At 40.7% G+C, this 24,290-nt stretch carries 19 protein-coding genes and 1 riboswitch; of the genes, 6 read left to right on the forward strand and 13 right to left on the reverse strand.

Annotated features, from left to right (window positions below; translation table 11 throughout):
- Positions 1-153 precede the first annotated feature (153 nt).
- Entirely contained in the window at positions 154-1,440 is a 1,287-nt protein-coding gene (locus EHO58_RS13165) for a citrate synthase (protein WP_100724253.1), read from the reverse strand.
- A gap of 154 nt (positions 1,441-1,594) precedes the next feature.
- The gene (locus EHO58_RS13170; protein ID WP_135680247.1) at positions 1,595-3,850 is read right to left on the reverse strand and encodes a lytic transglycosylase domain-containing protein; all 2,256 of its coding nucleotides are present in this window, start codon (positions 3,848-3,850) and stop codon (positions 1,595-1,597) included.
- A 57-nt stretch (positions 3,851-3,907) separates the two neighbouring features.
- Between EHO58_RS13170 and EHO58_RS13175 the strand changes: the two genes are divergently transcribed.
- From EHO58_RS13175 to EHO58_RS13200, 6 genes are all read left to right on the forward strand, one after another.
- Positions 3,908-5,188, forward strand: coding sequence for a hypothetical protein (locus tag EHO58_RS13175; RefSeq protein WP_135680248.1), 1,281 nt, complete (start codon positions 3,908-3,910; stop codon positions 5,186-5,188).
- Positions 5,189-5,245: 57 nt separating this feature from the next.
- Entirely contained in the window at positions 5,246-6,016 is a 771-nt protein-coding gene (locus EHO58_RS13180) for a hypothetical protein (RefSeq protein ID WP_135625956.1), read from the forward strand.
- Between the two features lie 30 nt (positions 6,017-6,046).
- Positions 6,047-6,316, forward strand: a complete 270-nt coding sequence (locus EHO58_RS13185; protein WP_244241175.1) for a GNAT family N-acetyltransferase — start codon at positions 6,047-6,049, stop codon at positions 6,314-6,316.
- 104 nt (positions 6,317-6,420) lie between these two features.
- On the forward strand, positions 6,421-6,864 hold the full coding sequence (locus EHO58_RS13190) for a bactofilin family protein (protein ID WP_008592184.1): 444 nt from the start codon (positions 6,421-6,423) through the stop codon (positions 6,862-6,864).
- A gap of 17 nt (positions 6,865-6,881) precedes the next feature.
- Positions 6,882-7,856: a PdxA family dehydrogenase gene (locus tag EHO58_RS13195; RefSeq protein WP_208728809.1), complete on the forward strand. Its 975-nt coding sequence runs from the start codon at positions 6,882-6,884 to the stop codon at positions 7,854-7,856.
- Positions 7,856-8,320, forward strand: a complete 465-nt coding sequence (locus EHO58_RS13200) for a hypothetical protein (protein WP_135680249.1) — start codon at positions 7,856-7,858, stop codon at positions 8,318-8,320. The genes EHO58_RS13195 and EHO58_RS13200 overlap by 1 nt, the downstream gene beginning before the upstream one ends.
- Positions 8,321-8,392: 72 nt before the next feature.
- Here the strand turns inward: EHO58_RS13200 and EHO58_RS13205 are convergent, their stop codons facing one another.
- The 11 genes from EHO58_RS13205 to EHO58_RS13255 all read right to left on the reverse strand — a co-directional run bounded on the left by EHO58_RS13205 (position 8,393) and on the right by EHO58_RS13255 (position 23,693).
- Positions 8,393-10,813 (reverse strand): ribonucleoside-diphosphate reductase subunit alpha, encoded by a 2,421-nt coding sequence (locus tag EHO58_RS13205; protein WP_135680250.1) that lies wholly within the window; start codon positions 10,811-10,813, stop codon positions 8,393-8,395.
- A 24-nt stretch (positions 10,814-10,837) separates the two neighbouring features.
- Positions 10,838-11,812, reverse strand: a complete 975-nt coding sequence (locus EHO58_RS13210) for a ribonucleotide-diphosphate reductase subunit beta (RefSeq protein ID WP_135680251.1) — start codon at positions 11,810-11,812, stop codon at positions 10,838-10,840.
- A gap of 42 nt (positions 11,813-11,854) precedes the next feature.
- Entirely contained in the window at positions 11,855-14,170 is a 2,316-nt protein-coding gene (metE, locus tag EHO58_RS13215) for a 5-methyltetrahydropteroyltriglutamate--homocysteine S-methyltransferase (protein ID WP_135680252.1), read from the reverse strand.
- 242 nt (positions 14,171-14,412) lie between these two features.
- Complete coding sequence (locus tag EHO58_RS13220) at positions 14,413-15,312, reverse strand: HpcH/HpaI aldolase/citrate lyase family protein (protein ID WP_135625962.1); 900 nt, start codon at positions 15,310-15,312, stop codon at positions 14,413-14,415.
- A 5-nt stretch (positions 15,313-15,317) separates the two neighbouring features.
- On the reverse strand, positions 15,318-16,832 hold the full coding sequence (locus tag EHO58_RS13225; RefSeq protein WP_135680253.1) for a fumarate hydratase: 1,515 nt from the start codon (positions 16,830-16,832) through the stop codon (positions 15,318-15,320).
- Position 16,833: 1 nt separating this feature from the next.
- Complete coding sequence (locus EHO58_RS13230; protein WP_135680254.1) at positions 16,834-18,447, reverse strand: acetate--CoA ligase; 1,614 nt, start codon at positions 18,445-18,447, stop codon at positions 16,834-16,836.
- Positions 18,448-18,467: 20 nt separating this feature from the next.
- Positions 18,468-19,628, reverse strand: coding sequence for an HpcH/HpaI aldolase/citrate lyase family protein (locus EHO58_RS13235; protein WP_208728811.1), 1,161 nt, complete (start codon positions 19,626-19,628; stop codon positions 18,468-18,470).
- A 2-nt stretch (positions 19,629-19,630) separates the two neighbouring features.
- Positions 19,631-21,106, reverse strand: coding sequence for a bifunctional 2-methylcitrate dehydratase/aconitate hydratase (locus tag EHO58_RS13240; RefSeq protein WP_135680255.1), 1,476 nt, complete (start codon positions 21,104-21,106; stop codon positions 19,631-19,633).
- 38 nt (positions 21,107-21,144) lie between these two features.
- Entirely contained in the window at positions 21,145-22,305 is a 1,161-nt protein-coding gene (gene prpC, locus EHO58_RS13245) for a bifunctional 2-methylcitrate synthase/citrate synthase (protein WP_135680256.1), read from the reverse strand.
- The gene (prpB, locus tag EHO58_RS13250; RefSeq protein WP_135680257.1) at positions 22,302-23,225 is read right to left on the reverse strand and encodes a methylisocitrate lyase; all 924 of its coding nucleotides are present in this window, start codon (positions 23,223-23,225) and stop codon (positions 22,302-22,304) included. Before prpB ends, prpC begins: the two co-directional genes overlap by 4 nt.
- 27 nt (positions 23,226-23,252) lie before the next feature.
- The gene (locus EHO58_RS13255) at positions 23,253-23,693 is read right to left on the reverse strand and encodes an acyl-CoA thioesterase (RefSeq protein ID WP_135625968.1); all 441 of its coding nucleotides are present in this window, start codon (positions 23,691-23,693) and stop codon (positions 23,253-23,255) included.
- Between the two features lie 241 nt (positions 23,694-23,934).
- Positions 23,935-24,144, reverse strand: a riboswitch (cobalamin riboswitch).
- Positions 24,145-24,290: the final 146 nt, after the last annotated feature.

A 24,290-nucleotide genomic window follows, 5' to 3' on the forward strand; every position in this document is an offset into this window, starting at 1 on the left:
CTTAATGTAAAGGCAAATTTCTTAATATGGGGATTTAGATTTCTTGCTGGGAGGGGAATGAGGAAAGAGACCCGAGCTCAGTTTTATCTTAGAATACATAAAAAAGGACAGAGGAAAAACCCTGTCCTTTAAAAATATCAGCCTTAAAAAATCTTACTTTTTCTTAGCGCTGTCGTAAGAAGTGTCAGTTGCGCCGGTGTAGATCTGACGAGGTCTTCCGATTTTCATATCAGGAGATTCTATCATTTCTTTCCATTGAGCGATCCAACCAGGAAGACGTCCCATCGCAAACATTACTGTAAACATGTTCACAGGAATTCCAAGTGCACGGTAGATGATACCGCTATAGAAGTCCACGTTCGGATACAGTTTTCTTTCTACGAAGTAAGAATCTTTAAGTGCCGCTTCTTCTAATTCTTTAGCGATATCTAATAGAGGGTCATTTACTCCCAATCTGGAAAGAACTGCGTCGCATGCTTTTTTGATGATCTTAGCACGAGGGTCGAAGTTTTTATAAACCCTGTGTCCGAATCCGGAAAGACGGAATGCATCATTCTTATCTTTTGCTTTTTCTACGATCTTTTTCACAGGAAGACCGGAAGCTTTGATCTCTAAAAGCATTTCTAATACTTCTTGGTTTGCTCCACCGTGACGAGGTCCCCAAAGAGCACAGATACCTGCGGAGATTGCTCCATACAAGTTTGCAAGAGAAGAACCGACTAAACGAACAGTAGAAGTGGAACAGTTTTGTTCGTGGTCAGCGTGAAGGATCAATAGAAGGTTCAGAGCTTTTACGATCTCAGGATCGATATAATATTCTTCGCTTGGAACCGAGAACATCATGTTTAAGAAGTTGCTACAATAATCCAGGTGGTTCATCGGGTGAACTGTAGGTTGGCCCAATGATTTTTTGTAAGCGAATGAAGCGATTGTAGGGAACTTCGCTAAAAGACGAACCATGGAGATATGTCTATGATCTGGATTTTCCGGGTCATAAGAATCTTGGTAATACGTAGAAAGTGAACCGATCATTGTGGACATGATCGCCATCGGGTGACCATCTTTCGGGAATCCATTATAAAGACGTTTTAAATCTTCGTGGATCAAAGTGTGCATGGTTAACTCTTTGTCCCATTCTTGCAGCTCCGTGTCGGAAGGAAGACGGCCGTAGATCAAAAGATAAGCTACTTCGGTGAAGCTAGATTTTTCGGCTAACTGTTCGATCGGGATCCCACGGTATCTTAAAATTCCTAACTCACCATCCAGGAATGTAACTGCACTAGTGCAGGCTCCGGTGTTTAAATAACCGTTATCTAATGTAATGTATCCTGTTTGTTGTCTGAGTTTGGAGATATCTATGGCCTTTTCGTTTTCAGTTCCCGTAATGATGGGTAGTTCATATTCTTTACCGTCGATTTTTAAGATTGCGGTGTTTGCCATTTTTTACTCCTGTTAGATGAATGATATCGGACGAACCGGCATAAGGTAGACCTCAGGACAGAGAGGTGAAATTGAGAACTCGGCCCGGTCCTTAGAACTATTTCACGGATCTGAAATTCTAGACAATCCAAAAAAAAGAATCCGTTTTGGATGCTCAGCGGTTTTTGTACTGCCTTAAACTTTGGTAATTATAATAGTTCGACGTTACGATCCTGCAATAATCACGGGGTTCTTTTAGAGGAAGTTCTTCCAAAAAATGATTAAAATCTCCGTGATAATGATTTCGTTTCCATTTTCTGAGATTTCCTGGTCCTCCGTTATAAGCGATTGAGGCCCATTTCAAATCGTTTTCATTAGAAGAGAGAAGGTATTTTAGGAATTTTGCACCCATTTGGATAGAAATTTCCGGATCAAAAAGAGAATAAGGACCGAGGCCTAAACCTTGGGCTAACCCTTTCCCCGTAGGTCCCATAATCTGCATAAGACCTCTCGCATTGGAAGAAGATACGGCATTCTCCTTAAAAAAGGACTCCTGTCTCATCACAGCATAGACAATATCTTCTTCGATCCCGAAAGATTGGGAATAATGAGAAACTATATCCCTATGAGGTCTTGGATAGATCCTAGAAGCTAGTTTGGAGGGAAGAAGGATCACATCGTCAGGGATCCTTCTTCTTTTCATTAGATTTCTTGTATGAAATACCGTAAGATATTGATTGCCGGTAACTTCTCCAAGTGCGGCAAAAATTTCGTCTTTTTCCTCTTCGGACGTTCCTGTTTGTAAAACGAATTTGTCTACCAGAGAACTAGCATATGCCATTTCTCCGATATCTAAATATTCTTTAGCGTTTTGTAATAGAGTATTTCCTCTTACCTTGCTATGAGCGGAATCGATCCGGACATCCAGGGAAAAAGAATCCGGAAAATATGCAAATTCCAGATCTCTTCCAATGATCTTATCCGAATATTTTGGATCACCGGCAGTTAGTGAAAGATATTCGAATAATGTATCCTTGTTTCGAAGAGGACTGTCCGGTTTTTGGATAGAAGAAATCTCGGTCGCAAATTCTTCTCGTATAACTCTGGTATAATAAGAACCTGGAATGAATTTATAATAAGATCTTAACCAAGAAAGAAGTTCATCCTGTTTTCCTTTGGATTTTAAACTTCTCAAATACCAATACACCAATCTACCTTTTACGGGAAGATTGGGGATCCTTTTTAAAGCCTCTTTCCAATACGACTCTTCTAAAAAATTAGAATGGTCACCTACCAAAAGATCGATCAGTTCATCTTGTCGGATCAGATTATACGGATTTTTTTCGAGAGAAGATAGAAGTCCGTTAAAATATTTATCCCTTTCTCCCAACCGTTTATAAGCCCTTGCATAAGCGTATTCCACGGACTCGGAAGAAGAAAGATTCGTCTTTTCTAATAGATCCAAACCCGATTTTGCAAGGTTTTGATTGGAAAGTTCCACAGACATTGCCGCAGTAAACTCAGGAAAATATTCCGCATAATATTTATGTCTGGAAAAAAGAGAAGAAAGTCTCTCCGGATAATACCCGACTAAACCTCTCGCTGCAGCCTTCCAACTTTCCGGCCTTTCGAAAACGATAGAGCTGAAATATTGATGGGAGGATATAAAAGTTTTTTTATCACTCGCATCCAAAAAAGGAAGGAATAGTACTCCTTTTTCCAAAGGGATCTGTTTATAAAAGGATTCTCCCTTCCAAGTCCTTAAATCGGTATAAATATCTTTTTTAACGTAAGAAGGAACGTTTGCATCTTCTGCGAGAGCGTATAAAAGATTTTCTCCCTTCTGTACTTCTCCGAATTTGTATAATGCCTTGGCGTATCTGTAATAAGCCATGGCTCCGAAATATTCTTTTTTATCTTTTTCGGAAAAACTTTCGGCGTAATCTTTGGCTTCTTTAAATTCTCCATTTTCATAATGGATGCGGAGAATTTCCCCAATAACATTTTTATAAATAGGATCATACTCGGGAGGGAGTTTTTTGAGATAAGAAATAAGTTCGGAGGAAGATAAACTTTTTCTTTTTACCATTTCCTCATACAATTTCCAAAAACTCATTTTGGAGACCGCATTCATAGGAGGGAGTGGATTCTTGATCAGACTATGAAGTTCGTCCTTGGTTACACCAACTACGAGTCTCCCCTTTAAAAGAGAGACTAGATATCTGAATTTATTGCCCTCGTCCCCGTCAGGATGTGTTTCATGGAAACGAACTAGAGCATAAACCTCGGATTCTTTGGAAGGGGATCTTTCCCTGAAAATCCTACGTATTTTTTCTAAACTATAGGATTTGACCAAGTATTTTAGGTCGTCGTCCGCAAAAAGACTGCCGACAACTAGAAACGGGAGTAACCCCAGAATCGTTTTTTTCATGCGATTCTTCTCTCTTAATCTGCCTTAAAAAGGGTTCAACTCCAAAAAGGAGTCTTTATGCATATATCGGTATCAAATACAGAATGGCCTGAAATAACTTTAAGGCATCCGGACTTCGAAAGTAAAAAACAGGATCGAAAACCTGATACGGAAGTCATTCGACTCAAAACAAAAATTTTAGATCATTATAGCGGAAGTATCCTGACACATTTGAGACCCTCTCATTGTTTCAGATCGGACTTATTCGGTAGATTTGTATTCCATTCTCCTCGCCTAGATTGGATCAGGGAAGATGGAATCACTGAAAGGGAAGAAAAACTTCTCCGCTTATTTTTCCAGGAGTTGTTGGATGAGTTGAAAGGAAATCTGGTATGGGATCCTGAACTATTCTTCTTATGTTCTGCGTTCTTACTTTGTGAGGATCGGATCAGAGATTACCAAGAATTGGTAGATTCTTTCGGAGAGGATCTGAAAGAAGCAAAAGAAGGAAGAAGATTATTATACTTTATAGATGCGATCTCTGAATCCGAAAGTTTTCTGAAAGAAGGTCTGGAAAGAAAAGAAAGGATTGCGTATCGCCACAAACAACAAGGGCTTAACCAAGAAGAACAGAATGAATTATTCGATCTGGTGATTTCCTCCCAAGAGCCGGATCTGGCAGGGCTTGCTTATTTCTATTTCAAGGATAAAAAAGAAGGGATCCGAAACATAAAGGCTTTGGATGCAAACATTTCGAGAAGGATCGAAGAATTTTCCAGAACGGAAGCCGACTTCTTCTTAGATCATTATTCTCTCAGACATCCTATCCTGGATAGATTTTTCTTAGTTAAAAAATGTAAACCGAGAGACTTCGTATTCGAATGGATCTTGGAAGAAAAAAAGAAAAATGGAAGAGAAGAATTAAAGGAAACTCTACGTGATTCCATCCAAGAAGGAAGTGATGATTCTTTATTCGAGCGTTATAAGATCTTAAAAGAACAAGGGATGTCTTACACACTCAGACCATTCGAACTTTTAGTGCTTTGGAATTCCACAGTAGCCGGAGAATTGGATTCTGAAATGATCGGAGTCAGGGCCCAAACCCCGGGTTCCTACCTGACCCAAAGGGCAATCGCTGTCCAAGAATTTAAGGACAAAAAATTCGATATATTTAGGGAAAGATTACTACTAACAGGAAGATTCCAATATTCTCCTGAGATGGTTTACCTGAAAGCGGTCTCTCTTTTGGAAACCGGACCTGTAGAAGAAGGTGTACAACTAATGGAATCTTTGGTGCACAAATTTCCACAGTCTGATTTTTTAAGATTGGTTTTGGACAGGTATAAGAGCAAAACTTAAGGGAAGAATGTTCTTGCTCGAGCAATAAGTATTTTCTAAAATTTGCACTAAGACCCTATGGCAATCACCCAAGAACAGATTCTAGAACTCCAAAGACATCAGAAGATGATCCAACAATTGGAGAAAATCCAAAGATTGTCCAAAAATGACGAACAGAAATACAGGGTTTCCAGGGATCTGGAAAAATATAGAAATCGGATGAGGGAAATTTCTCCGGAAGGAATTCCGGACAATCTCGAAACCGCCGCAGAGCAGATCCGCATGTTCCGTGAGAATCCGGACGCCGCTGGAAGGATCTTGGCCAAATATCCTATCATGAAAATTTCTCCGAATTCTAACGATACCGAGGTGAATCAGATCGGGACCTGGATCAATGTATTGGATCGAGAGTATCTTCCTATATTAAATGAAACTCATATTCGTTTCGACTTCTCTCACGGGAATGAGAAGGACGGAGTGGTCAAACATATGGAGAATATTCGTCGGAACATCAAGGTTTTGACGGAGACGATCGAAGAATACCAGGCTGCTGAAAAACAAGATTTCAGAGAACAGCTAAGCCGGATGAAAAATAAACAAACCCGTATTTTTATCGCGGAAGCTTTCGAAATGTTCCAAAAGTTTAATGAATTCCTCTCCAAGGTCTTAGGCGAATTTAAAGCGGGCGGGGGAGTTATTATGAATTTAGAAGACAAGATAACTTTCAATTCTAGATTCGAGAAGGCCACCGAGTTGGAAGGCAAGTCCATTCCGGAAGCCTTGGACGAATTTAGGGAATTCACTGCAGAAGTTTTAGATCGGATCAACGTTCCGAATATCAAACATTGATAAATACTAAAATCAGAAAACTTTCTTCGAATGAATCTCCACCTATGGATCTGCTACTTCTCGCAGATCCAAATGAAAAAATTGGTGCTCCATGCGATTTCCCAGGCAAGAGAAGAAGGTTTTCATACCCTCGAAATTGGGACAGGGAACGCTGGAATCGGCCAATTAGGTTTATACCAAAAATGTGGGTTTCGAATTACTGGGATCGATTTCGATTTTTTTACCAAAAATTATCCGGAACCAATCTACGAGAACGGGATCCACTGCCGGGACATGATCCGATTGAGTCTGGATCTGTAAAAATAGCTTCCAGTTTAAAAAATTCCTTTTCGGAAGGGGCGGGTCCGGTTTATTAGTGTATAAACCGAAAACCTGCGGTCTTTCGCAAATAGGATTTTATATTCATGGCACTTGTTAAGAACTCCTCCGAAGTTACAAACTCCACAATCGGCGAAAATTCCTACTTTAACGGAAAATTCTTCATCAATGGATCCTTAAAGATTGATGGAAAGTTCGAAGGAAAATCTCTTCAAGCGGAACAATTGTATATCGGAGCTTCCGGTAAGGTTCGCACAAACATCACTGCAGCCAGCGTCATTATAGAAGGTATCGTAATCGGAAATATCACCGCTCGTAACAGAGTGATGCTTCTTCCTACTTCCAGAATTTTGGGAGATATCCGCACACCGGAATTGATCATCCAAAACGGAGTAGTGCTCGAAGGACGTTGTATCATTTCCAGCGACCTGAAACATTCCAATAAAGATCATATCGAATTGGAATACGCTAAGGATTCCTTAACCTTAGAAAGACTTTTCGGTAAACAAACAGCAGCTAAGGAAGCTTAATCTTCCCGGTATAGGCCTTGATTCCCATCCTTATCACAGAGGGAGACCCTTGTGGGATCGGGCCGGAAATTCTTCAAATGTCTAGGGAGAAGTTAAACATCTTCTCCCAACAAAGACAAATTTTACTCATCAGTTCTAATTCTTCCCTTTCTTATCCTGGTTGGCAGGAAATCCAAGATCCATTTTCAATATCTTCTCCCGGACTTTATCTTTGGAGAACATCTGCACTTTCTAGTTCCGAACAAAAATCCTTAGTGATCGGTAAACCCGGTTCTCTATCAGGAAAAGCTGCATTTGCAAGTTTGGAAGAAGTTATTCGCATCCAAAAAAAAATCGGCGGTGACTTAATTACACTTCCATTAAGTAAAGAATGGGTGATCAAAGCCGGGGTAAAAAAATTCACAGGTCATACCGAATATCTGGCGGAAGTTTATAAGAAAAAAACATATATGCTCATGGCCGGAAAAGAACTGAATGTTCTTCCTTTAACCACTCATGTTCCATTGAAGAAGGTACCTTCTTATTTAAAAAAAATCCATATATCCAGTTTCATTTCTGCCATTCGTTCTGCTCCTATCTCTAAAGGAAAAATTGCGTTCTTAGGTTTAAACCCTCATGCAGGAGAAGGTGGAAAGGTCGGGGATGAAGAGAAAAAGATCCTAATGCCGATCATTTCTAAAATGAGAAAGGCAGGGTTAGATGTTACGGATCCGATCTCCGCAGACGGTGCGTTCAGCGAAACTTCCAGGGCAAAATACTCTTTGTTTTTGGCATGTTATCATGACCAAGGGCTGATCCCATTCAAGATGTGGGAGGGAAAATTCGGAGTCAATGTAACTTTGGGACTGGATTTTATCCGGGTTTCTCCGGATCATGGGACTGCTTTTGATATCGCAGGTCTCGGAAAAGCGGATCCGGAGAGTTTTCTGCAATGTTTAGAGTGGGTGTCCGGGCGGGTTTCTGCCGAAAATGATCTTAGGAGATCTAATTGATGTTTCTCGCCCAGTCAGGTTCCTTATTACAGCAGATCGTATTTCCTATCTTTTTGATTTGGTTTGTGGGTTTGACATTCGTACTGATCCGAAACGATATAGAGATCATTTGGAAGATCGCTACATTTTTCGTTTTTGTATTCTACTTCTTCCAATTCTTTCCCGAGTTAAAAGAAGCTTATGAAAGATTATCTAAATCTTATCCTTCTGAAATTTTAAGCTGGATCTACGGACTCCCAAGAGCATTTTACTTTTTCCTATTATTCTTATGGCCAATTGCAGTGGTTCGTATGTATTACACTGCTTCTCCACTTTTAGCGAATATGACTGCGAGGACTTTGGTTGCGGCCACCTTGGCATACTGGATTTTCTTTTTGATTTATCATCAGTTCACTGGGCAGATCGATGCATTCTTTCAGACTAAATTTATTGAGTGGATTACGATTGTTCCGACTGGGAAATGAGGAGTTTTTCTTTCCACAACGGGCAAAACTTACAAACATCCGAAACCTCATTTTTACACTGAATAAACTTTCTTAAGAACTACAAGTAATACAACCTTCTTCCATAGAGCAACTAGCCCCGGTAAGAAACTCTGGCTCTGGTAGAGTTTCTAAACCTTGAGCAGCAACGGATACAGGGATTTTTTCCGAAACGGGTAGTTTCTCCTGAGCCTGTATCGGAGAACGCTCTTCTACATTTTCTGAAACTGTAAATTGTACTGCTTGTGCGGCGGCTTGTGTTCGAAGATAATACATTCCTGTCTTTAAACCTTTTTTCCATGAATAAAAATGCATGGAGGTAAGTTTGGAATGATTTGGAGAATCAAGGAATAGATTTAAAGATTGAGATTGGCATATGAACGGCCCTCGGTCTGCTGCCATGTCGATCAACGATCTTTGTTTAATCTCCCAAACTGTTTTGTAAATTTCCTTAATATCATTCGGAATTTCTTGGATGTTTTGGACAGAACCATTTGCTTTTATGATCTTATTCTTCATACTTTCGTTCCAAATTCCGAGCTTTACAAGATCTTTCAGAAGATATTTGTTCACGACGATAAATTCTCCACTTAATACTCTTCTAACATATATATTTGAAGTGTAAGGCTCGAAACATTCGTTGTTTCCGAATACTTGGGAAGTGGACGCAGTAGGCATGGGAGCAAGTAGTAAGGAATTTCTTACTCCGTGAGTCTTTATCTCTTCTCGCAAACTTTCCCAATCGTAACGTTCTCCTGGATTGACTCCCCATAGGTCGAATTGGAATTTTCCCTGCGATAAAGGAGATCCAGCAAACGTTTCATATGGTCCGAATTCTTTTGCCAAATCCTTACTTGCGGTCATCGCGGCAAAGTAAATGGTCTCGAATATATCACGATTTAATTTTCGAGCTTCTTCGCTTTCGAAAGGAAGGCGTAAAAGAATGAATGCGTCCGCAAGTCCTTGTATTCCCAATCCGATTGGTCTATGTCTAAGATTTGATTTTTCAGCTTCCGGGATGGGATAATAGTTTCGATCTATAATCCGATTTAGGTTTTTAGCGGCATGATATGAGATTTCGTATAACTTATCGAAATCGAAGCTATTATCAGCTACAAATCTAGGTAAAGCGATAGAAGCTAAATTACAAACTGCTATTTCGTCCGGTGAAGTGTATTCTATAATTTCTGTGCATAGATTACTGGATTGGATCGTCCCTAAATTTTGTTGATTACTTTTAGAATTTGCTGAATCTTTATAGAGCAAGTACGGAGTCCCAGTTTCTATTTGTGAATCCATAATACTGAACCAAAGTTCTTGCGCAGGGATTGACTTTTTCGCTCTTCCTTCTTTTTCGTATCTTTCGTATAATTCTTCGAATTCCTTTCCCCAACATTCATGAAGTCCAGGTGCTTCGTCCGGACAAAATAGGCTCCAACTTTCATTTTGCTCTACTCGCTTCATGAATAAATCGGGAATCCATAATCCATAGAATAAGTCTCTTGCTCTGAGTTCCTCTTTTCCATGATTCTTTCTGAGATCTAGGAAAGATTGAATATCTGCATGCCAAGGTTCCAAATAAATAGCGAATGCTCCTTTTCGTTTGCCTCCTCCTTGATCCACATATCTTGCAGTATCGTTGAAAACGCGAAGCATAGGAACGATTCCGTTGCTTGTTCCGTTTGTGCCTCCGATATAACTTCCCGTGGCTCTAACCTTATGAATGGAAAGACCGATTCCTCCAGCACTTTGAGAGATTTTCGCTGTTTGTTTTACTGTCTCGTAAATTCCTTCAATACTATCTTCCTTGATCTGAAGTAGAAAACAAGAAGACATCTGAGGTTTTGGAGTGCCTGCATTGAATAGAGTAGGAGTTGCATGGGTAAACCAACGTTCGCTCATATAATTATATGTTTTGATTGCGGATTCAATATCATCCTTATGGATTCCGATCGAAACTCTCATGTACATATGTTGAGGTCTCTCTACAACTCTACCTGACATTCTAAGTAAATAAGATTTTTCTAAAGTTTTGAATCCGAAATAATCGAACCCAAAATCTCTGTCGTATACGATCGAGCTATCTAATAAGTCAGAATTTTTGTCGATAATACGCATTACATCTTCCGCGATCAAAGGGGTCTTTTTGCCGGAGATTGGATCGGTATATTCGCTAAGAAGTCTCATTGTTTCGGAAAAGGATTTAGTCGTATTTTTATGAAGATTACTGACTGCTATCCTGGAAGCTAAGATTGCATAATCCGGATGTTTTACTGTAAAGGAAGCAGCGATCTCCGCAGCTAAATTGTCCAATTCTGTTGTGCTGACTCCGTCGTAAATTCCTTCGATCACACGTTTTGCGACTGTGGTCACATCAACAAGAGGATTCAGGCTATAACTTAGTCTTTCTATTCTCGCAGTGATTTTATCGAATTTGACGCTTTCTTTTTTGCTGTTTCTTTTGATTACAAACATGATATTACTCCCGGTCCCTCTTTTTTAAAAATCCTCTTCTAACGAAAACACTTTGCCATTCTTGGAATCCTTCACACCGGCCTTTTGGTAATCACCGACCCGTTTTTCGAAGAAATTTGTTTTTCCTTGCAGCGATATCATCTCCATGAAATCGAAAGGATTTTCTGTGAAATATTCTTTCGAATATCCTAATACGTTTAACCAATGATCCGCCACGAATTCTATGTAAGCTTCCATAAGCCCTGAATTCATTCCGATCAAATCTACCGGAAGAGCTTCTGTCACGAATTCTTGCTCGATCTCTACCGCCGATTTTATGATTTCCAACACTCGTTCTCTCGATAATTTCTCGGGGGACATTTTGTATAGGAGACAAGCGAACTCACAATGTAGTGCTTCATCTCTACTAATGAGTTCGTTACTGAAAGTTAGTCCGGGTAGAAGTCCTCTTTTTTTCAGCCAAAAGATGGAGCAGAAACTTCCGCTGAAAAAGATTCCTTCCACTGCCATAAACGCGATCAGTCTTTCTAAAAAATTTGAACTATCTATCCAACGTAAGGCCCAATCAGCTTTTTTCTTCACCGCGGGGATATGCTCGGCTGCACGAAAGAGTTTTTCCTTTTCTTCCGGATTTCGAATATAAGTATCTATGAGTAATGAATAAGTTTCGGAATGGATATTTTCCATCGCAATTTGGAATCCGTAAAAACAACGAGCTTCCGGCAACTGAACTTCTCTCATGAAGTTCACTGCCAGATTTTCATTCACGATCCCATCACTTGCCGCAAAAAAAGCCAGAACATGCGAGATAAAATGCCTTTCTCCATCAGCCAGTTTTTCCCAGTCCGATAGGTCGCTCGATAGATCGATCTCTTCCGCCGTCCAAAAACTTGCCTCGTGTTTTTTATACATTTCCCAAAGCATCGGGTGACGTATCGGAAGTATCACGAATCTGTTTTTGTTTTCGTCCAACAATGGATTTTCTCGAGTTGCTTGCATGTTTATCCTATTTTTCTAATATTTTTTGCGGCTAATGTCCGTTTATTTTGACACGGCTCTTAGTTCTTTTGCAGCATCTACCATTTCGATGAGAGCTTTTTTGGTTTCTTCCCATCCTCTAGTCTTTAAGCCACAATCTGGATTTACCCAAATCTGATCTTCGGGAAGAACGGATTTGGCTTTTTCCAATAGTTTCACCATTTCAATTTTGGAGGGGACTCTCGGAGAATGGATATCGTAAACACCGGGACCTATTTCGTTCGGGTATTTGAATTGTCCGAATGCTTCCAATAATTCCATTTGAGATCTGGAACATTCTATCGTGATCACGTCCGCATCCATGTCCGCGATATTTGATAGAATATCATTAAACTCGGAATAACACATATGTGTGTGGATTTGTGTCCCGTCTTGTACTCCGCTTGCAGAAAGAAGAAACGCTTTCACTGCCCAATCCAAGTAAGCTGCTTCATCTTTTTTTCGAAGTGGAAGACCTTCACGTATTGCAGGTTCATCGATTTGTATAATTCGAATTCCTGCTTTTTCTAAATCTACTACTTCGTCTCTAATTGCTAAGCCGATCTGAAAGCAGGTTTCCCATCTAGGCTGATCGTCTCTAACGAAAGACCATTGCAGAATTGTGACAGGGCCAGTAAGCATCCCCTTTACTGGAAGGGGGGTCAGAGATTGTGCATAACGACTCCATTCAACAGTCATTGGCCCGGTTCTGGAAACGTCACCATAAACGATAGGAGGCTTTACACAACGAGATCCGTAACTTTGGACCCAGCCGTTTTGCGTGAAAGCGAAACCGTTTAGTTGTTCTCCGAAGTATTCGACCATATCGTTTCTTTCGAATTCTCCATGGACCAAAACGTCTAGTCCGACTTCTTCCTGCCATCGCACAGCTTTTTCAGTTTCAAGTTTTAACAGGGAAGTATATTCTGATTCTGTAATTTCCCCTTTTTTAAATTTAGCTCTCCAAGAGCGCACATCGGAGGTTTGAGGAAACGAACCGATTGTAGTCGTAGGAAAACTAGGAAGATTTAAGGATTGTTTTTGTTTTTCCTTTCTGGAGGGAAATGGATTAGATCTTCTCATATCTTTTTGGGATATGTTTCGCAATCTTTCCTTTACTTTAAGGTCATGAATGAGAGAGGAATCTTGGCGGCTTCTTTGGATTGCTTGGTTCCTATTCCATTTTTCAGGAAGATTTTCATTTGAAATTCCGGAAGTCAAACCGGCGAGAGTAGCAACTTCTTCCAATTTTTGTTTAGAGAAAGAAAGCCATTGTTTTATCTCAGGTGTAAGTTTTACGGAATCCGTTTCCAGATCGAGATCGCAAGGGGAGTGAAGTAGGGAGCAAGAAGGAGAAATAAAAACTCGATCGGCGCCAATTTTATTTACCGCTTTTCCAATTTGTATTAGAGAATTAGAATAGTCGTTTTTCCAAATATTCCTCCCATCTACAATTCCTAAAGAAAGAATTAATTTAGAATCGAGATGATCTAATACTTCTATTAATTGTTCAGGAGAACGAATCAAGTCTATATGTAAACCGGCCGTTCCTAAAGTAGCTGCTAATCGAGTATTCTCTTTTAGACCTTCGAAGTAAGTGGTTAACATGATCTTGGAAGAAGTGCTGGAGATTACTTTGGAGATTTCAGAGTAAGCATAATGGAATGCTTCTTTACTTCTTGTATCTAAATCCAAAGCAAGGAATGGTTCGTCGATTTGGATCCATTCTACGTTTTGTTTTGCTAATTCTTTTAGAAGGTCCAAATATTTAGAAAGTAAGCTTTCAAGAAGATCTAACCTATGGAAGCCGGACTCTTTTTCTTTTCCGAGAAGTAGATAAGATACTGGACCTACTAAGACCGGTTTCGTTTCGATTTCTAGTTCTTTCGCTTCCTGATACTCCCGCAAAATTTTTTCAGAATTAAGAGTGAAGGTTTGACCTTTCTTAAATTCAGGAACGATATAATGATAATTCGTATCGAACCATTTAGTCATCTCCATAGCGGTGATATCTAAACCGTTCTTCTGATATCCTCTCGCCATTGCGAAGTAGAGATCATAAGCATTAAGGTTTTGATTCGCTTCGATGGCTTTATATCTTTCGGGGATATTACCGAAAAGAATCGAATGATCTAAGATTTGATCATAATATGAAAAGTCGTTTGAGGGGATTAGATCGATTCCGATCGATTGCTGTAATTTCCAGTTATGGATACGGATTTGTTTTCCGACTTTTAACAGTTCATCTAAAGATGACTTTCCGGACCAATAAGCTTCTTCTGCTTTTTTTAATTCTCTTTGGCTGCCGATTCTTGGATAGCCCAGGTTTTGCGTTTTCATTCGAACTCCTTATGCGGGAGTTCGCGTGGATAAGAAAATCCAGACGAGGGGTCCCGCTAACATATTGTCCGGGGCCCTGAAAAAATAATTTTCGGAACGAAAGATCGGGTACGGGCGATTCTTTCGTGGGAAGATCCGACTTGTAAGATCTATGTCTTACTTACGGTTGCGCCGTCAGCTGAGGATTCTCACCTCAATTCCTCCCGGAGTTGGGACATAATTCCTTTTTCTCCGAAAGTACTTCAAGCAAAAATTTCACCTTCTGATCGATTTTGCAGGATTCGGTGCAAAGAGAGAATTCTGTTCGCATTCTCCACTTCGATCGGTTCTATAACATGGCCTTCTACTACACAGATCGCGAATCCCTCGCGTTTTGTTTGTTCTAAAGCGGAAACGATCTTTTCTGCTCGGACTACTTCTGAGTCTTTTGGGCGAAATGCTTCATTTGCGTATAGGATTTGGTTAGGATGAATGATTGTCTTTCCATCGAAACCTAAATTTCGAGCTTGCCTACAATGAAGTTCGAAAGTTTCCGGTTGGGTGTAGTTTAGATAAGCACCATCTATTACAATTCTTTGATATGCTCTACAAACTAAGACCAAATGTGATAAGGAAAAAAGAAGTCCTTCTCTTTCAGAAGAAGGATAAAGTTTTAGGCTCGCTGATAGGGAATTGTTCTCTAATACTAGTGCGAGTATTTGTTCCGAAGTTTTTAAGATAGATTCAGCCTGTAATACTGCTTTCGCATGTTCGATTAAAACTAGAACGGGTAAATTTGGTAAGACGGAATTTATTTTTTCCAGAACAAAACTGATATCTTCGGCGGTTTGGATTCCTGGAATAATTACGGAATCAGGCCTTATCTTTTTTAAAGTCTGTAAGTCTTCTTGGAACCAAGGAGATTGCCAATGATTGATACGAATGATTCTTTCTCTTTTAGAAAACTCGAAGGAGCCTAATGTTTCTTCTACCAAATGTCTCGCGTTCTCTTTCTCTTGAGGAGGAACTGATTCTTCCCAATCGAAAATGAGAGAATCCACATCCAGTTCTTTAGATTTTTCTAAATAACGTTTTTTCCATCCAGGTACGAATAATAGGGATCGTCTCGGTCTGTATAAGGTTTGTTCAAGAGAAGTGCTCATCCTTTTTAACCTTTTTCCGTTGCATTTGCTATTTCGATTTTTTGTTTCCAGTAGGCTGGGCCGGTCTTATGAATAGAATTCCCGGAGGTATCAACTGCAACTAGCACTGGCATATCGAATACTTCAAATTTATGAATTGCTTCCATTCCTAATTCGGGAAACGCAATGACCTCGGATGAGCGGATTGCCTTAGATACTAAATAAGCTGCTCCTCCTACTGCGATTAGGTATGCTCTTTTTTTGTTCTTCAAAAGTTCCACAGTTTGATTTCCTCTTTCCGCTTTTCCGATCATCCCTAAGATCCCCGTTTCTAAAATTTCTTCGGTGAACTTATCCATTCGAGTGGAAGTAGTTGGGCCTGCAGGTCCGACAACTTCATCGCTTCCCGGTTTTTTATCCACGGGACCTACGTAATACAAAAATTTTCCTCTTAGGTCGACTGGAAGAGATTTACCTTCTCTCAGAAGTTCCACGATCTTTTTGTGAGCTGCATCTCTACCGGTAAGTAAGGTTCCTCTTAGAAGGAGGCGATCTCCTGCTTTCCAATCCAAAATTGAGTCAGAAGTTAATGAATCGAGATCAACGATTTTAGATTCTGTTCTCGAATCTTCTTCCATATCCGGCCATGTTTGGATAGGTGGAGGAATGAAATCTGGTATGGTTTCTCCATTTAATGAAAAATGAATATGTCTGGTTGCCGCACAGTTCGGTATTAATGCAATTGGAAGAGAAGCAGCATGGGTAGGATAAGTTCTGATTTTTACATCCAGAACGGTTGTAAGTCCTCCGAGTCCTTGTGCTCCGATTCCGAGGGAGTTTGCTTTTGTATAAATTTCCTTTCTTAACTTTTGGACAGGATCAGAATCATTCAGCTTGTCTATATCAATTGGATCTAGTAAGGAACGTTTGGCAAGAAGCATCGCTTTTTCAGGAGTTCCACCGATCCCGATTCCCAATACACCTGGAGGACACCATCCGGCGCCCATTTCAGGAATTTTTTGAAGGACCCAATCTACGATACTATCACTCGGGTTTAATACTGCAAATTTGGCTTTGTTTTCGGATCCTCCACCTTTTGCAGCCACCCAGAAATGGATCTCGTCTCCCGGTATGGATTCCATATGGATCACTGCAGGAGTATTATCTTTCGTATTGATCCTGTTACTTTCGGGGTTTTTTACTACGGAGGCTCTAAGTGGATTTTCCGGGGAAGTGTAGGCTTTTCTGACACCTTCGTTGATCAGATCTTGCAATGAAAGTTCTGTGTCTATCCAGACCTTTGTTCCGATCTCTACGAAAACCACTACTATCCCAGTATCCTGGCAAATCGGTCTGAAGCCGATCGCAGCCATTTTAGAATTTTTTAATATTTGCCCGATTGCATTTTTTGCTGCAGAAGATTCTTCCTTTTTCCAGGCTCTTGTCATGGACTCTATGAAATCAGGAGAATGATAGGCAGAGATATATTGTAAGGCACGAAAAATTGCCTCGGTGATATGACTTTCCGGGATCCTTCTCATCTTATCCTCTCGCTGGATTGTTCTCAGCGGGTTGGATCTTAAGTGCCAATTCTTTTCTAAGCACTTTTCCATTTTTGGTTCTTGGAAACTCTGAGAAGAAATGGACCTTTTTGGGAGCCTTGTATTCTGCGAGCCTTTCCTTTCCGAATGCGATCAATTCCGATTCTGAAACTTGCGTATCCGGTAGTAGAAGGACACATAAAGAAACGAGCACTTTCGAATTTCCAATATCTTCGCCCAAGGCAACGCATTCCGAAATTGCAGGATGTGATTTCATCACTCTTTCTATTTCGTAAGGAGATACCCTGTATCCGAATGTGTTGATGATATCATCTTTTCTTCCAACGAACCAGATATATCCATCTTCATCCAGTTTCGCATAATCGCCTGTTAAGAAGTATCCATTCTTTCTGGAGGATTTATTCTCTTCCGGGAGTCTCCAATATTCCAAAAATAGGCCGGGATCCTCCTCTGAGACCACGATCATTCCTTCCTCTCCGGGAGGGACTTCATGAAAATCAGAATCTACGAGTTTGACCTTATGACCGGGTTGGATCTTTCCCGCGGATCCCGGCCGAATGAGGGAGTATCTATTTTGTGAAATATAATACGAGAACTCGGACATACCTAAACCCTCATAGATAGGAAGTTTAAATCTGGTTTGCCATTCTTTCAATACTTCGTCTGTAAGATGTTCCCCAGCGCACATTCCGTAACGTAGAGAGGGCACATCTGCCTTAGTTGCATTTGTTTTTTGTAATATTTGTCTGTAAATTGTAGGGACACCTATGAAAATTGTGCATTCATATTTCGCGATCAATTCCAGCCATGTCGATACGTCATTCTTTCCTTCGAATGCGATCACGGTATGTCCTCTAAACATCGGGTCCATGAGTGCGGTTCCTAAGACGTAAGTCCAATTGAACTTCCCAGAATGAAGGATCTTGTCGTGATCCTGGAAATGGAACCAGAACTCGCTTGCGGGTTGTCTACCTATTAAAGCACGATGTGCGTGTAATACTCCTTTCGGATAACCTGTTGTGCCTGATGTATATACTAAGTAGGCTGGATCAGAAGACTTAGTGCGAACAGGTTCGGCAATCTGGAAGGATTGATCCAGGCTTTCGGATAGATCAAAAATCTTAATTCCGTTTTTGAAAGGAGGGAGAGGACCTTCTCCCGTTAGAAAAACGAATTCTAATTCGGAATTTCCAGATAACTCTTCCGAAAATTGAGGCCAAGATTTTTTATCTATAACGAGCACTTTTGCTCCCGAGTCGGAAGCTAAATAACCTACTTCCTTCGGAGTTAATAAGGTAGAAGTGGGAACAGCAACGGCACCTGCTTTCATCGTTCCGTAAAATGTTGTAGGGTAAGCGACTGAGTTAGGTAGGCGGATCAGCACCCTAAAACCTTCTCCTATATGTAAATTTCTTAATATAGTTGCAAACTTAGAAGAAAGGATCGACAGTTCTTTAAAAGTGCAGACCTGGGGTTTTTCTCCCGGTTCTTCCACTATGAGTGCATCTCTGTTTTCGATCGGAGTTCCCAGGTGTGAGTCTGTTACTGCTACCCCTATATTGAAATATTCAGGAACCTTTGTATAATCTTTCATAATATCCTCTTAATAGTTCTTTAATTAAAACCCGCATAAGGCCAATTTTCTAAAACGACTCGATTGGGAAGGTTTTTCAATACGGAGAGGACGAATCTTTCTCCGCCTTCAGGTAATTCTCCTAAAGACTTTGCTCTAAGCAAAACTTGTAAGGCTTTTCCAAACATTGGTGGATCTAACATTTCGCCTTCGAAACGGATCGCACCTCCCAATAAAGCTCCTGCATCCGTGGCCGCTTCCAATATTCGGATATTTCTTTTTACTTCTCCAGGGGAAGGAACGAATGCGGCTCTACATAAATTGATATGATTCGGATGAATGACTTGTTTTCCGGTGAGTCCTAAGGACATTTCTTTAGTAGCATGTTCGAATACGATCCTGGAAGCTTTGTCTCCTCTTAGATCCAACCATCTTCGAACGTCAGAGGCTTCTTGTGCATTGTCCGGAAGGCCTTCTCCATTGATCATCGGATCAACTCCACCTATAATTCCTCTTCCAGCCTGTCTTGCTTCTATTAGAAGATCGTAAAGATAAGGTTTTAATTCTTCTAACCAGTTCTCCGGACTGATATGAATTGCCATTGCTTTAGAAAAATCATGTATTCCAAAAATGAGATGTTGGACCGTAGAAAATTGCATCATCTCTGCAGCGAGCTTTAAAGAGCGAGGATGTTCAATAATAGGCTGGACGGTTGCAGAAGGATTAATTTCAACTAAATACGAGGACAAGTCACGTATTTCAGCCGTTCCATATTGTTCTCCAGCCTTCGCAAGAACGACCACATCTACGAATTCACCTATATCTTTTAATAAGAGCAGGTCTTCTTCATATTCTTCCGTTAAGAAGGGATTGATCCGTATCGCTGTTTGGAATTTTCTTTCGGAGAAAATATGGATCTCTTTTCGGAGAAGTTCCCTGCTCAATGCTTTTCTGGCGCATCCATCTTCCAGATCGAATAGAAGTGTATGCGCTCTTGTATGAAGAGCAATCCTATTCAATCTATCTGCTGCGGTTTCCAGATCTTCGTATTTGGATTCCTTCGGAATGAATTTCACCGGAGGATAATAGAGTTGGATACCAGGCCATCTCATATTTAAGATTTTTTTATGAAATGGCCCAGGTTCCGGATTCTCAAAATGAGAGATCGTAGAATTTGGTTCGTTTTTTAGTTTAGGATTCACGATCAATTCAGGTGAATTCCCAATGTCGGATCCACGTATAGATCTACGTATTCATGCACTGGAGTAGCTTCTAACTTTTTCTGATCAAGTGAAACTTCTAAGATTGCTTTTCTTTGCTTTTCGGAAAACCTTCTACTTAAGTTTTTTCTAAACTTTGCTTCTAAAAGAGGGATGCCATCTTTTCTTCTTCTCTTATGACCGATCGGATATTCCACCACAACCTCGTCTAAGATGGTTCCATCTTTTAAGGTCACAGTAAGTGCGTTTGCAATAGAACGTTTTTCCGGATTGTGATAGTCTTTGGTAAATTCAGGAGCTTCTTCGCAGATTATTTTTTCTCTAAGTAAATCTATCTTTGGATCAGAAGCTACCGAATCTTCGTAATCGGATGCAGCTAATCTTCCGAATAGAATAGGAACTGCCACCATGTATTGGATACAATGATCTCTATCTGCGGGATTGTGAAGAGGTCCTTTTTTATCTATGATCCGAATACATGCTTCATGTGTGCGTATCTTGATTTCTTTGATATCTTCTGCAGAATTTCCTCTGTTTTTTAATTCGTTATGGATTTGCATCGCAGCTTCTACTGCGGTTTGGCTATGGAACTCGGCAGGGAAAGAAATTTTGAAGAGTACATTCTCCATTACGTAAGATCCATATTCTCTTTGGAATTGAAAAGGTTTTCCATTGAATAGAACATCATAGAATCCCCAGGTCTTAGCGGTTAATGCAGAAGGATATCCCATCTCTCCCGTTTTAGCGATGAGTGCAAGTCGTACGGCTCTGGAAGTTGCATCGCCTGCCGCCCAGGATTTTCTAGACCCGGTATTCGGAGCATGTCTATATGTTCTTAAACTTTGACCGTCTACCCATGCAAGAGAAACTGCGTTGACCGCTTCTTCTTTAGTAAGACCTAAAAGTTGTGATGCAACTGCAGTTGATGCCACTTTTACTAAAAGCACATGATCTAATCCGACTTTATTAAAAGAATTTTCTAATGCGATACAACCTTGGATCTCATGAGCCTTGATCATTGCTGTTAAAACATCCTTCATCAAAAGAGGTTTTCCTCCTACCGAGATAGAGTTCCTAGAAACCCAATCGGCGGCCGCAAGAATTCCTCCTAAGTTGTCGGAGGGATGTCCCCATTCTGCAGCGAGCCATGTATCGTTAAAATCCAACCAGCGGATCATTGCTCCGATATTCCATGCGGCTTGGACAGGATCTAATTCGTAAGGAGTTCCTGGAACTTTTGCTCCGTTTCTGACTTTAACTCCAGGAACTACCGGTCCTAATAATTTCGTACAAGCAGGATATTCTAAAGCTTCCAAGCCGCATCCTAATGTATCGATCAAACAGTTTCTTGCAGTTTCGTAAGCAAGTTCGCTCTTGATTTCATAATTGAAAACGTAATCCACGATATCTGTAATTACTTTGTCTGGTTCTTGTTTGATATTTTGAATAGTAGCGCTCATATTTGCGATTGATCCTTTATAAATTTTTTTAGTTTTCTTTATGTTCTATCTTCAATGGATACGAAGTCTAGATTATCCGGCCCGATATAGTTTCCGCTAGGTCGGATGATTTTATTATCCAATCTTTGTTCTATTACGTGGGCACTCCATCCCGTGGTTCTTGCGATAGCAAAGATAGGAGTGAACATTGCGGTAGGAACTCCCATCATATGATAGCTGACCGCACTGAACCAATCTAGATTCGGGAACATGTTTTTATGTTTTGCCATGATACCTTCTATCCTCTCGGCAATTTCAAACATGGTCTTTGTTCCCGCTTCTTCCGAAAGTTCTTTGGCGACCGACTTGATGATTCCGCTTCTAGGATCTTCAATCGTATAAACTGGATGTCCAAACCCGATGATGACTTCCTTATTCTCCAATCTCTTAAGGATATCTTCTTCAGCTTCTTCGGGATTTTCGTATCTAGTTTGGATCTCTAAAGAAACTTCGTTGGCTCCTCCGTGTTTCGGGCCTCTTAATGCTCCTATTCCTCCGCAGATAGAAGAGTAAAGATCAGCACCCGTTCCTGCTACGACTCTCGCTGTGAATGTGGAGGCGTTAAACTCGTGCTCTGCGTAAAGAATGAGACTGATCTGCATTGCCTTTGTCGATAATAGAGAAGGTCTTTTACTATGAAGAAGATGTAGGAAACGTCCAGCGATGGAATCTTCGTTAGATTCTAAATCTATTCTTCTACCGTTATATGCGAAGTGGTACCAATAGAGTAGCATGGATCCTAAAGAAGCAAGAATACGATCTGCGATTTCTTTTGCACCGGAGATACTATGATCGTCTTTTTCAGGAACATTACATCCTAAGACGGACACTCCTGTTCTAAGCACATCCATCGGATGGGTGCTAGAAGGCAATTGTTCTAATGCCACCTTGACCGCATTCGGCAACCCTGCGGCAGAATGTAATTTGTCTTTATATCTGCGAAGTTCTGAGACTGTTGGAAGTCTCCCATGAATAAGAAGATGAGCGACTTCTTCAAACTCGCATTTTTCTGCTAAGTCGCGAATATCATATCCTCTATAATGAAGATCGTTACCAGTTATACCTACCGTACAAAGTGCGGTATTACCTGCGGCCACTCCGGAAAGGGCTACGGATTTTTTTCCTTTTGTTGGCTTTGCTTCGACAGTCATCTCTTTCATCTAATTTCTCCTTTTCCGTTTTTTGATTTAGCGGCAGCGAATAATGCATCTAACCTATCTTCGTATTCATAATAGCCGATCGACTCGTAGAGTTCATTTCTGGTTTGCATAGTATCCAATACGGATTTCTGACTTCCTTCTTTACGAATGGTTTGAAAGACTCTTTCTGCAGCCTTGTTCATTGCTCTAAAGGCGGATAACGGATATAATACGAGTCCGACTCCGGCGGACTTTAATTCATCTACAGTGAATAATGGTGTGGCTCCAAATTCAGTGATGTTTGCGAGTATTGGAACGGACACTGCTTCCGTAAATTTACGATAGGTTTCCGGATCTGTGACGGCTTCTGGGAAGATCATGTCTGCCCCTGCATTTACGAATGCTTTACATCTTTCTATCGCTTTCTCTAAACCTTCGTTTGCCAGTGCGTCGGTTCTTGCCATGATCACAAATTTAGGATCCGTCTTTGCATCTACTGCCGCCCGAATGCGATCGACCATTTCTTCCTGGGAGACTATTTCTTTGTTCGGTCGATGGCCACATCGCTTTGCACCAACTTGGTCTTCTATATGAAGTCCTGCGGCCCCTGCTTTGATTAAGGATTTTACGGTTCTTGCCACATTAAATGCGCTAGGTCCGAATCCTGTATCCACATCTACGAGCAAGGGAAGATCGCAAACATCAGTGATCCTACGTACATCAATGAGAACATCTTCTAAGGTAGTGATCCCAAGATCGGGAATTCCTAAAGAACCTGCAGCCACTCCTCCTCCAGATAGATAGATCGCTTTGAAACCGGCTCTTTGTGCAAGAAGCGCATGGTTTGCGTTGATTGTGCCTACGATCTGAAGAGGTGATTCCTTTTTTAACGCATCCCGAAGTTTCTCACCCGGAGTGTAGGGCTCTTTATTTTTACTCATAGTAGTTCGATTCCTTTTATTATTTATCTATAATGTATTTATTTCTTTTTGGATTAAGGTAGGGACTTTCGTTGGGCGGCCATCTTCTCCTAAAGCGACCATCACGAACTTTCCTTTCGTACCTAAATAGCGTTCTCCGCTAAGAAAATCCTCAGCATAGAGTTCTACTTCTATTGTCATTGAAGAATTTCCTACGGACACCACTCTTGAGATTAGTTCGATCAGATTTCCTTGCCGGACCGGAACACGAAAATCCACTTGTTCACTTTTGGCAGCGACGACTTTTTTTCGAGAATATCTAGAAGCAGCGATGAATGCACTTTTCGCCATAAAAGACAATGCGTCTCCAGCGAATAATGTTCCATAATGATTGGTAACTTCAGGGAAGACCATTTCGATCTGTCTTGTTTCAATAACAAGTCCCGGCTCGAGTTTGACGGAATGATGGTCAAGGCTTTCTCTATTCATAAGAAAAACCTTATATATGAAATAGGTAATATATGATTCGTAGGCGATTTATGGAAAAAATTCCCGCAAATCAGGCCACATAAAAAGGAAATAGGATATTTAAGCTCCAAACTCTCACCTCGCGAGTCGAAAATCGAAGCCTTGAGGGGGTTTGGAAAGAGAGGAGGGCGTAAACGGACAGGAAACGCGAACCACCATCCAACCCTCCCTCGAGGTTCCGGTAAACCCACATCCGTTTTCTCTAGGATGAAGGGCTTTGGCAGGTCTTCGGACTTACGAGCTTGGGAAGAATCTTCCTTTTCCTAATTTTCACTGCTTCCCAGATCGCGCGATCCAGTGCAGAATGTGAATTTCGTTCTCGAATACCGCTGCGGGGCAGTCCCGGAATCATCACCGGGTTCCCTTTTAAGTTCCGCTATAAGAGCAGAACACCAACGCTTCTTACACCAGGGTTTTTGGGCTTGTAAATGTCAAGGAAAAAAACAGAACAATTGAAGAAGAAGCCTGTGTGACTTAATATATCTGTGATTGAAATCGACTGTTTGTTAGGGGAGTGGATTAGTTTTCTGGATTCAAATCCATAGCTTAAAATTTGAA

Origin of the sequence: Leptospira selangorensis, from assembly GCF_004769405.1 — a bacterium.
GTDB classification, from domain to species: Bacteria; Spirochaetota; Leptospiria; order Leptospirales; family Leptospiraceae; genus Leptospira_B; species Leptospira_B selangorensis.

What these genes read in the sequence shown, in the direction of transcription:
- EHO58_RS13240 (WP_135680255.1), bottom strand. Translation starts at nt 21,106, where the DNA reads ATGAGCGCTACTATTCAAAATATCAAACAAGAACCAGACAAAGTAATT.
- EHO58_RS13205 (WP_135680250.1), bottom strand. Translation starts at nt 10,813, where the DNA reads ATGTTTGTAATCAAAAGAAACAGCAAAAAAGAAAGCGTCAAATTCGAT.
- EHO58_RS13180 (WP_135625956.1), top strand. Translation starts at nt 5,246, where the DNA reads ATGGCAATCACCCAAGAACAGATTCTAGAACTCCAAAGACATCAGAAG.
- metE (WP_135680252.1), bottom strand. Translation starts at nt 14,170, where the DNA reads ATGAAAACGCAAAACCTGGGCTATCCAAGAATCGGCAGCCAAAGAGAA.
- prpB (WP_135680257.1), bottom strand. Translation starts at nt 23,225, where the DNA reads ATGAGTAAAAATAAAGAGCCCTACACTCCGGGTGAGAAACTTCGGGAT.
- EHO58_RS13210 (WP_135680251.1), bottom strand. Translation starts at nt 11,812, where the DNA reads ATGCAAGCAACTCGAGAAAATCCATTGTTGGACGAAAACAAAAACAGA.
- EHO58_RS13255 (WP_135625968.1), bottom strand. Translation starts at nt 23,693, where the DNA reads ATGAATAGAGAAAGCCTTGACCATCATTCCGTCAAACTCGAGCCGGGA.
- EHO58_RS13185 (WP_244241175.1), top strand. Translation starts at nt 6,047, where the DNA reads ATGAATCTCCACCTATGGATCTGCTACTTCTCGCAGATCCAAATGAAA.
- EHO58_RS13175 (WP_135680248.1), top strand. Translation starts at nt 3,908, where the DNA reads ATGCATATATCGGTATCAAATACAGAATGGCCTGAAATAACTTTAAGG.
- EHO58_RS13230 (WP_135680254.1), bottom strand. Translation starts at nt 18,447, where the DNA reads ATGAAAGATTATACAAAGGTTCCTGAATATTTCAATATAGGGGTAGCA.
- EHO58_RS13170 (WP_135680247.1), bottom strand. Translation starts at nt 3,850, where the DNA reads ATGAAAAAAACGATTCTGGGGTTACTCCCGTTTCTAGTTGTCGGCAGT.
- EHO58_RS13220 (WP_135625962.1), bottom strand. Translation starts at nt 15,312, where the DNA reads ATGAGCACTTCTCTTGAACAAACCTTATACAGACCGAGACGATCCCTA.
- EHO58_RS13200 (WP_135680249.1), top strand. Translation starts at nt 7,856, where the DNA reads ATGTTTCTCGCCCAGTCAGGTTCCTTATTACAGCAGATCGTATTTCCT.
- EHO58_RS13190 (WP_008592184.1), top strand. Translation starts at nt 6,421, where the DNA reads ATGGCACTTGTTAAGAACTCCTCCGAAGTTACAAACTCCACAATCGGC.
- prpC (WP_135680256.1), bottom strand. Translation starts at nt 22,305, where the DNA reads ATGAAAGAGATGACTGTCGAAGCAAAGCCAACAAAAGGAAAAAAATCC.
- EHO58_RS13225 (WP_135680253.1), bottom strand. Translation starts at nt 16,832, where the DNA reads ATGAGAAGGATCCCGGAAAGTCATATCACCGAGGCAATTTTTCGTGCC.
- EHO58_RS13165 (WP_100724253.1), bottom strand. Translation starts at nt 1,440, where the DNA reads ATGGCAAACACCGCAATCTTAAAAATCGACGGTAAAGAATATGAACTA.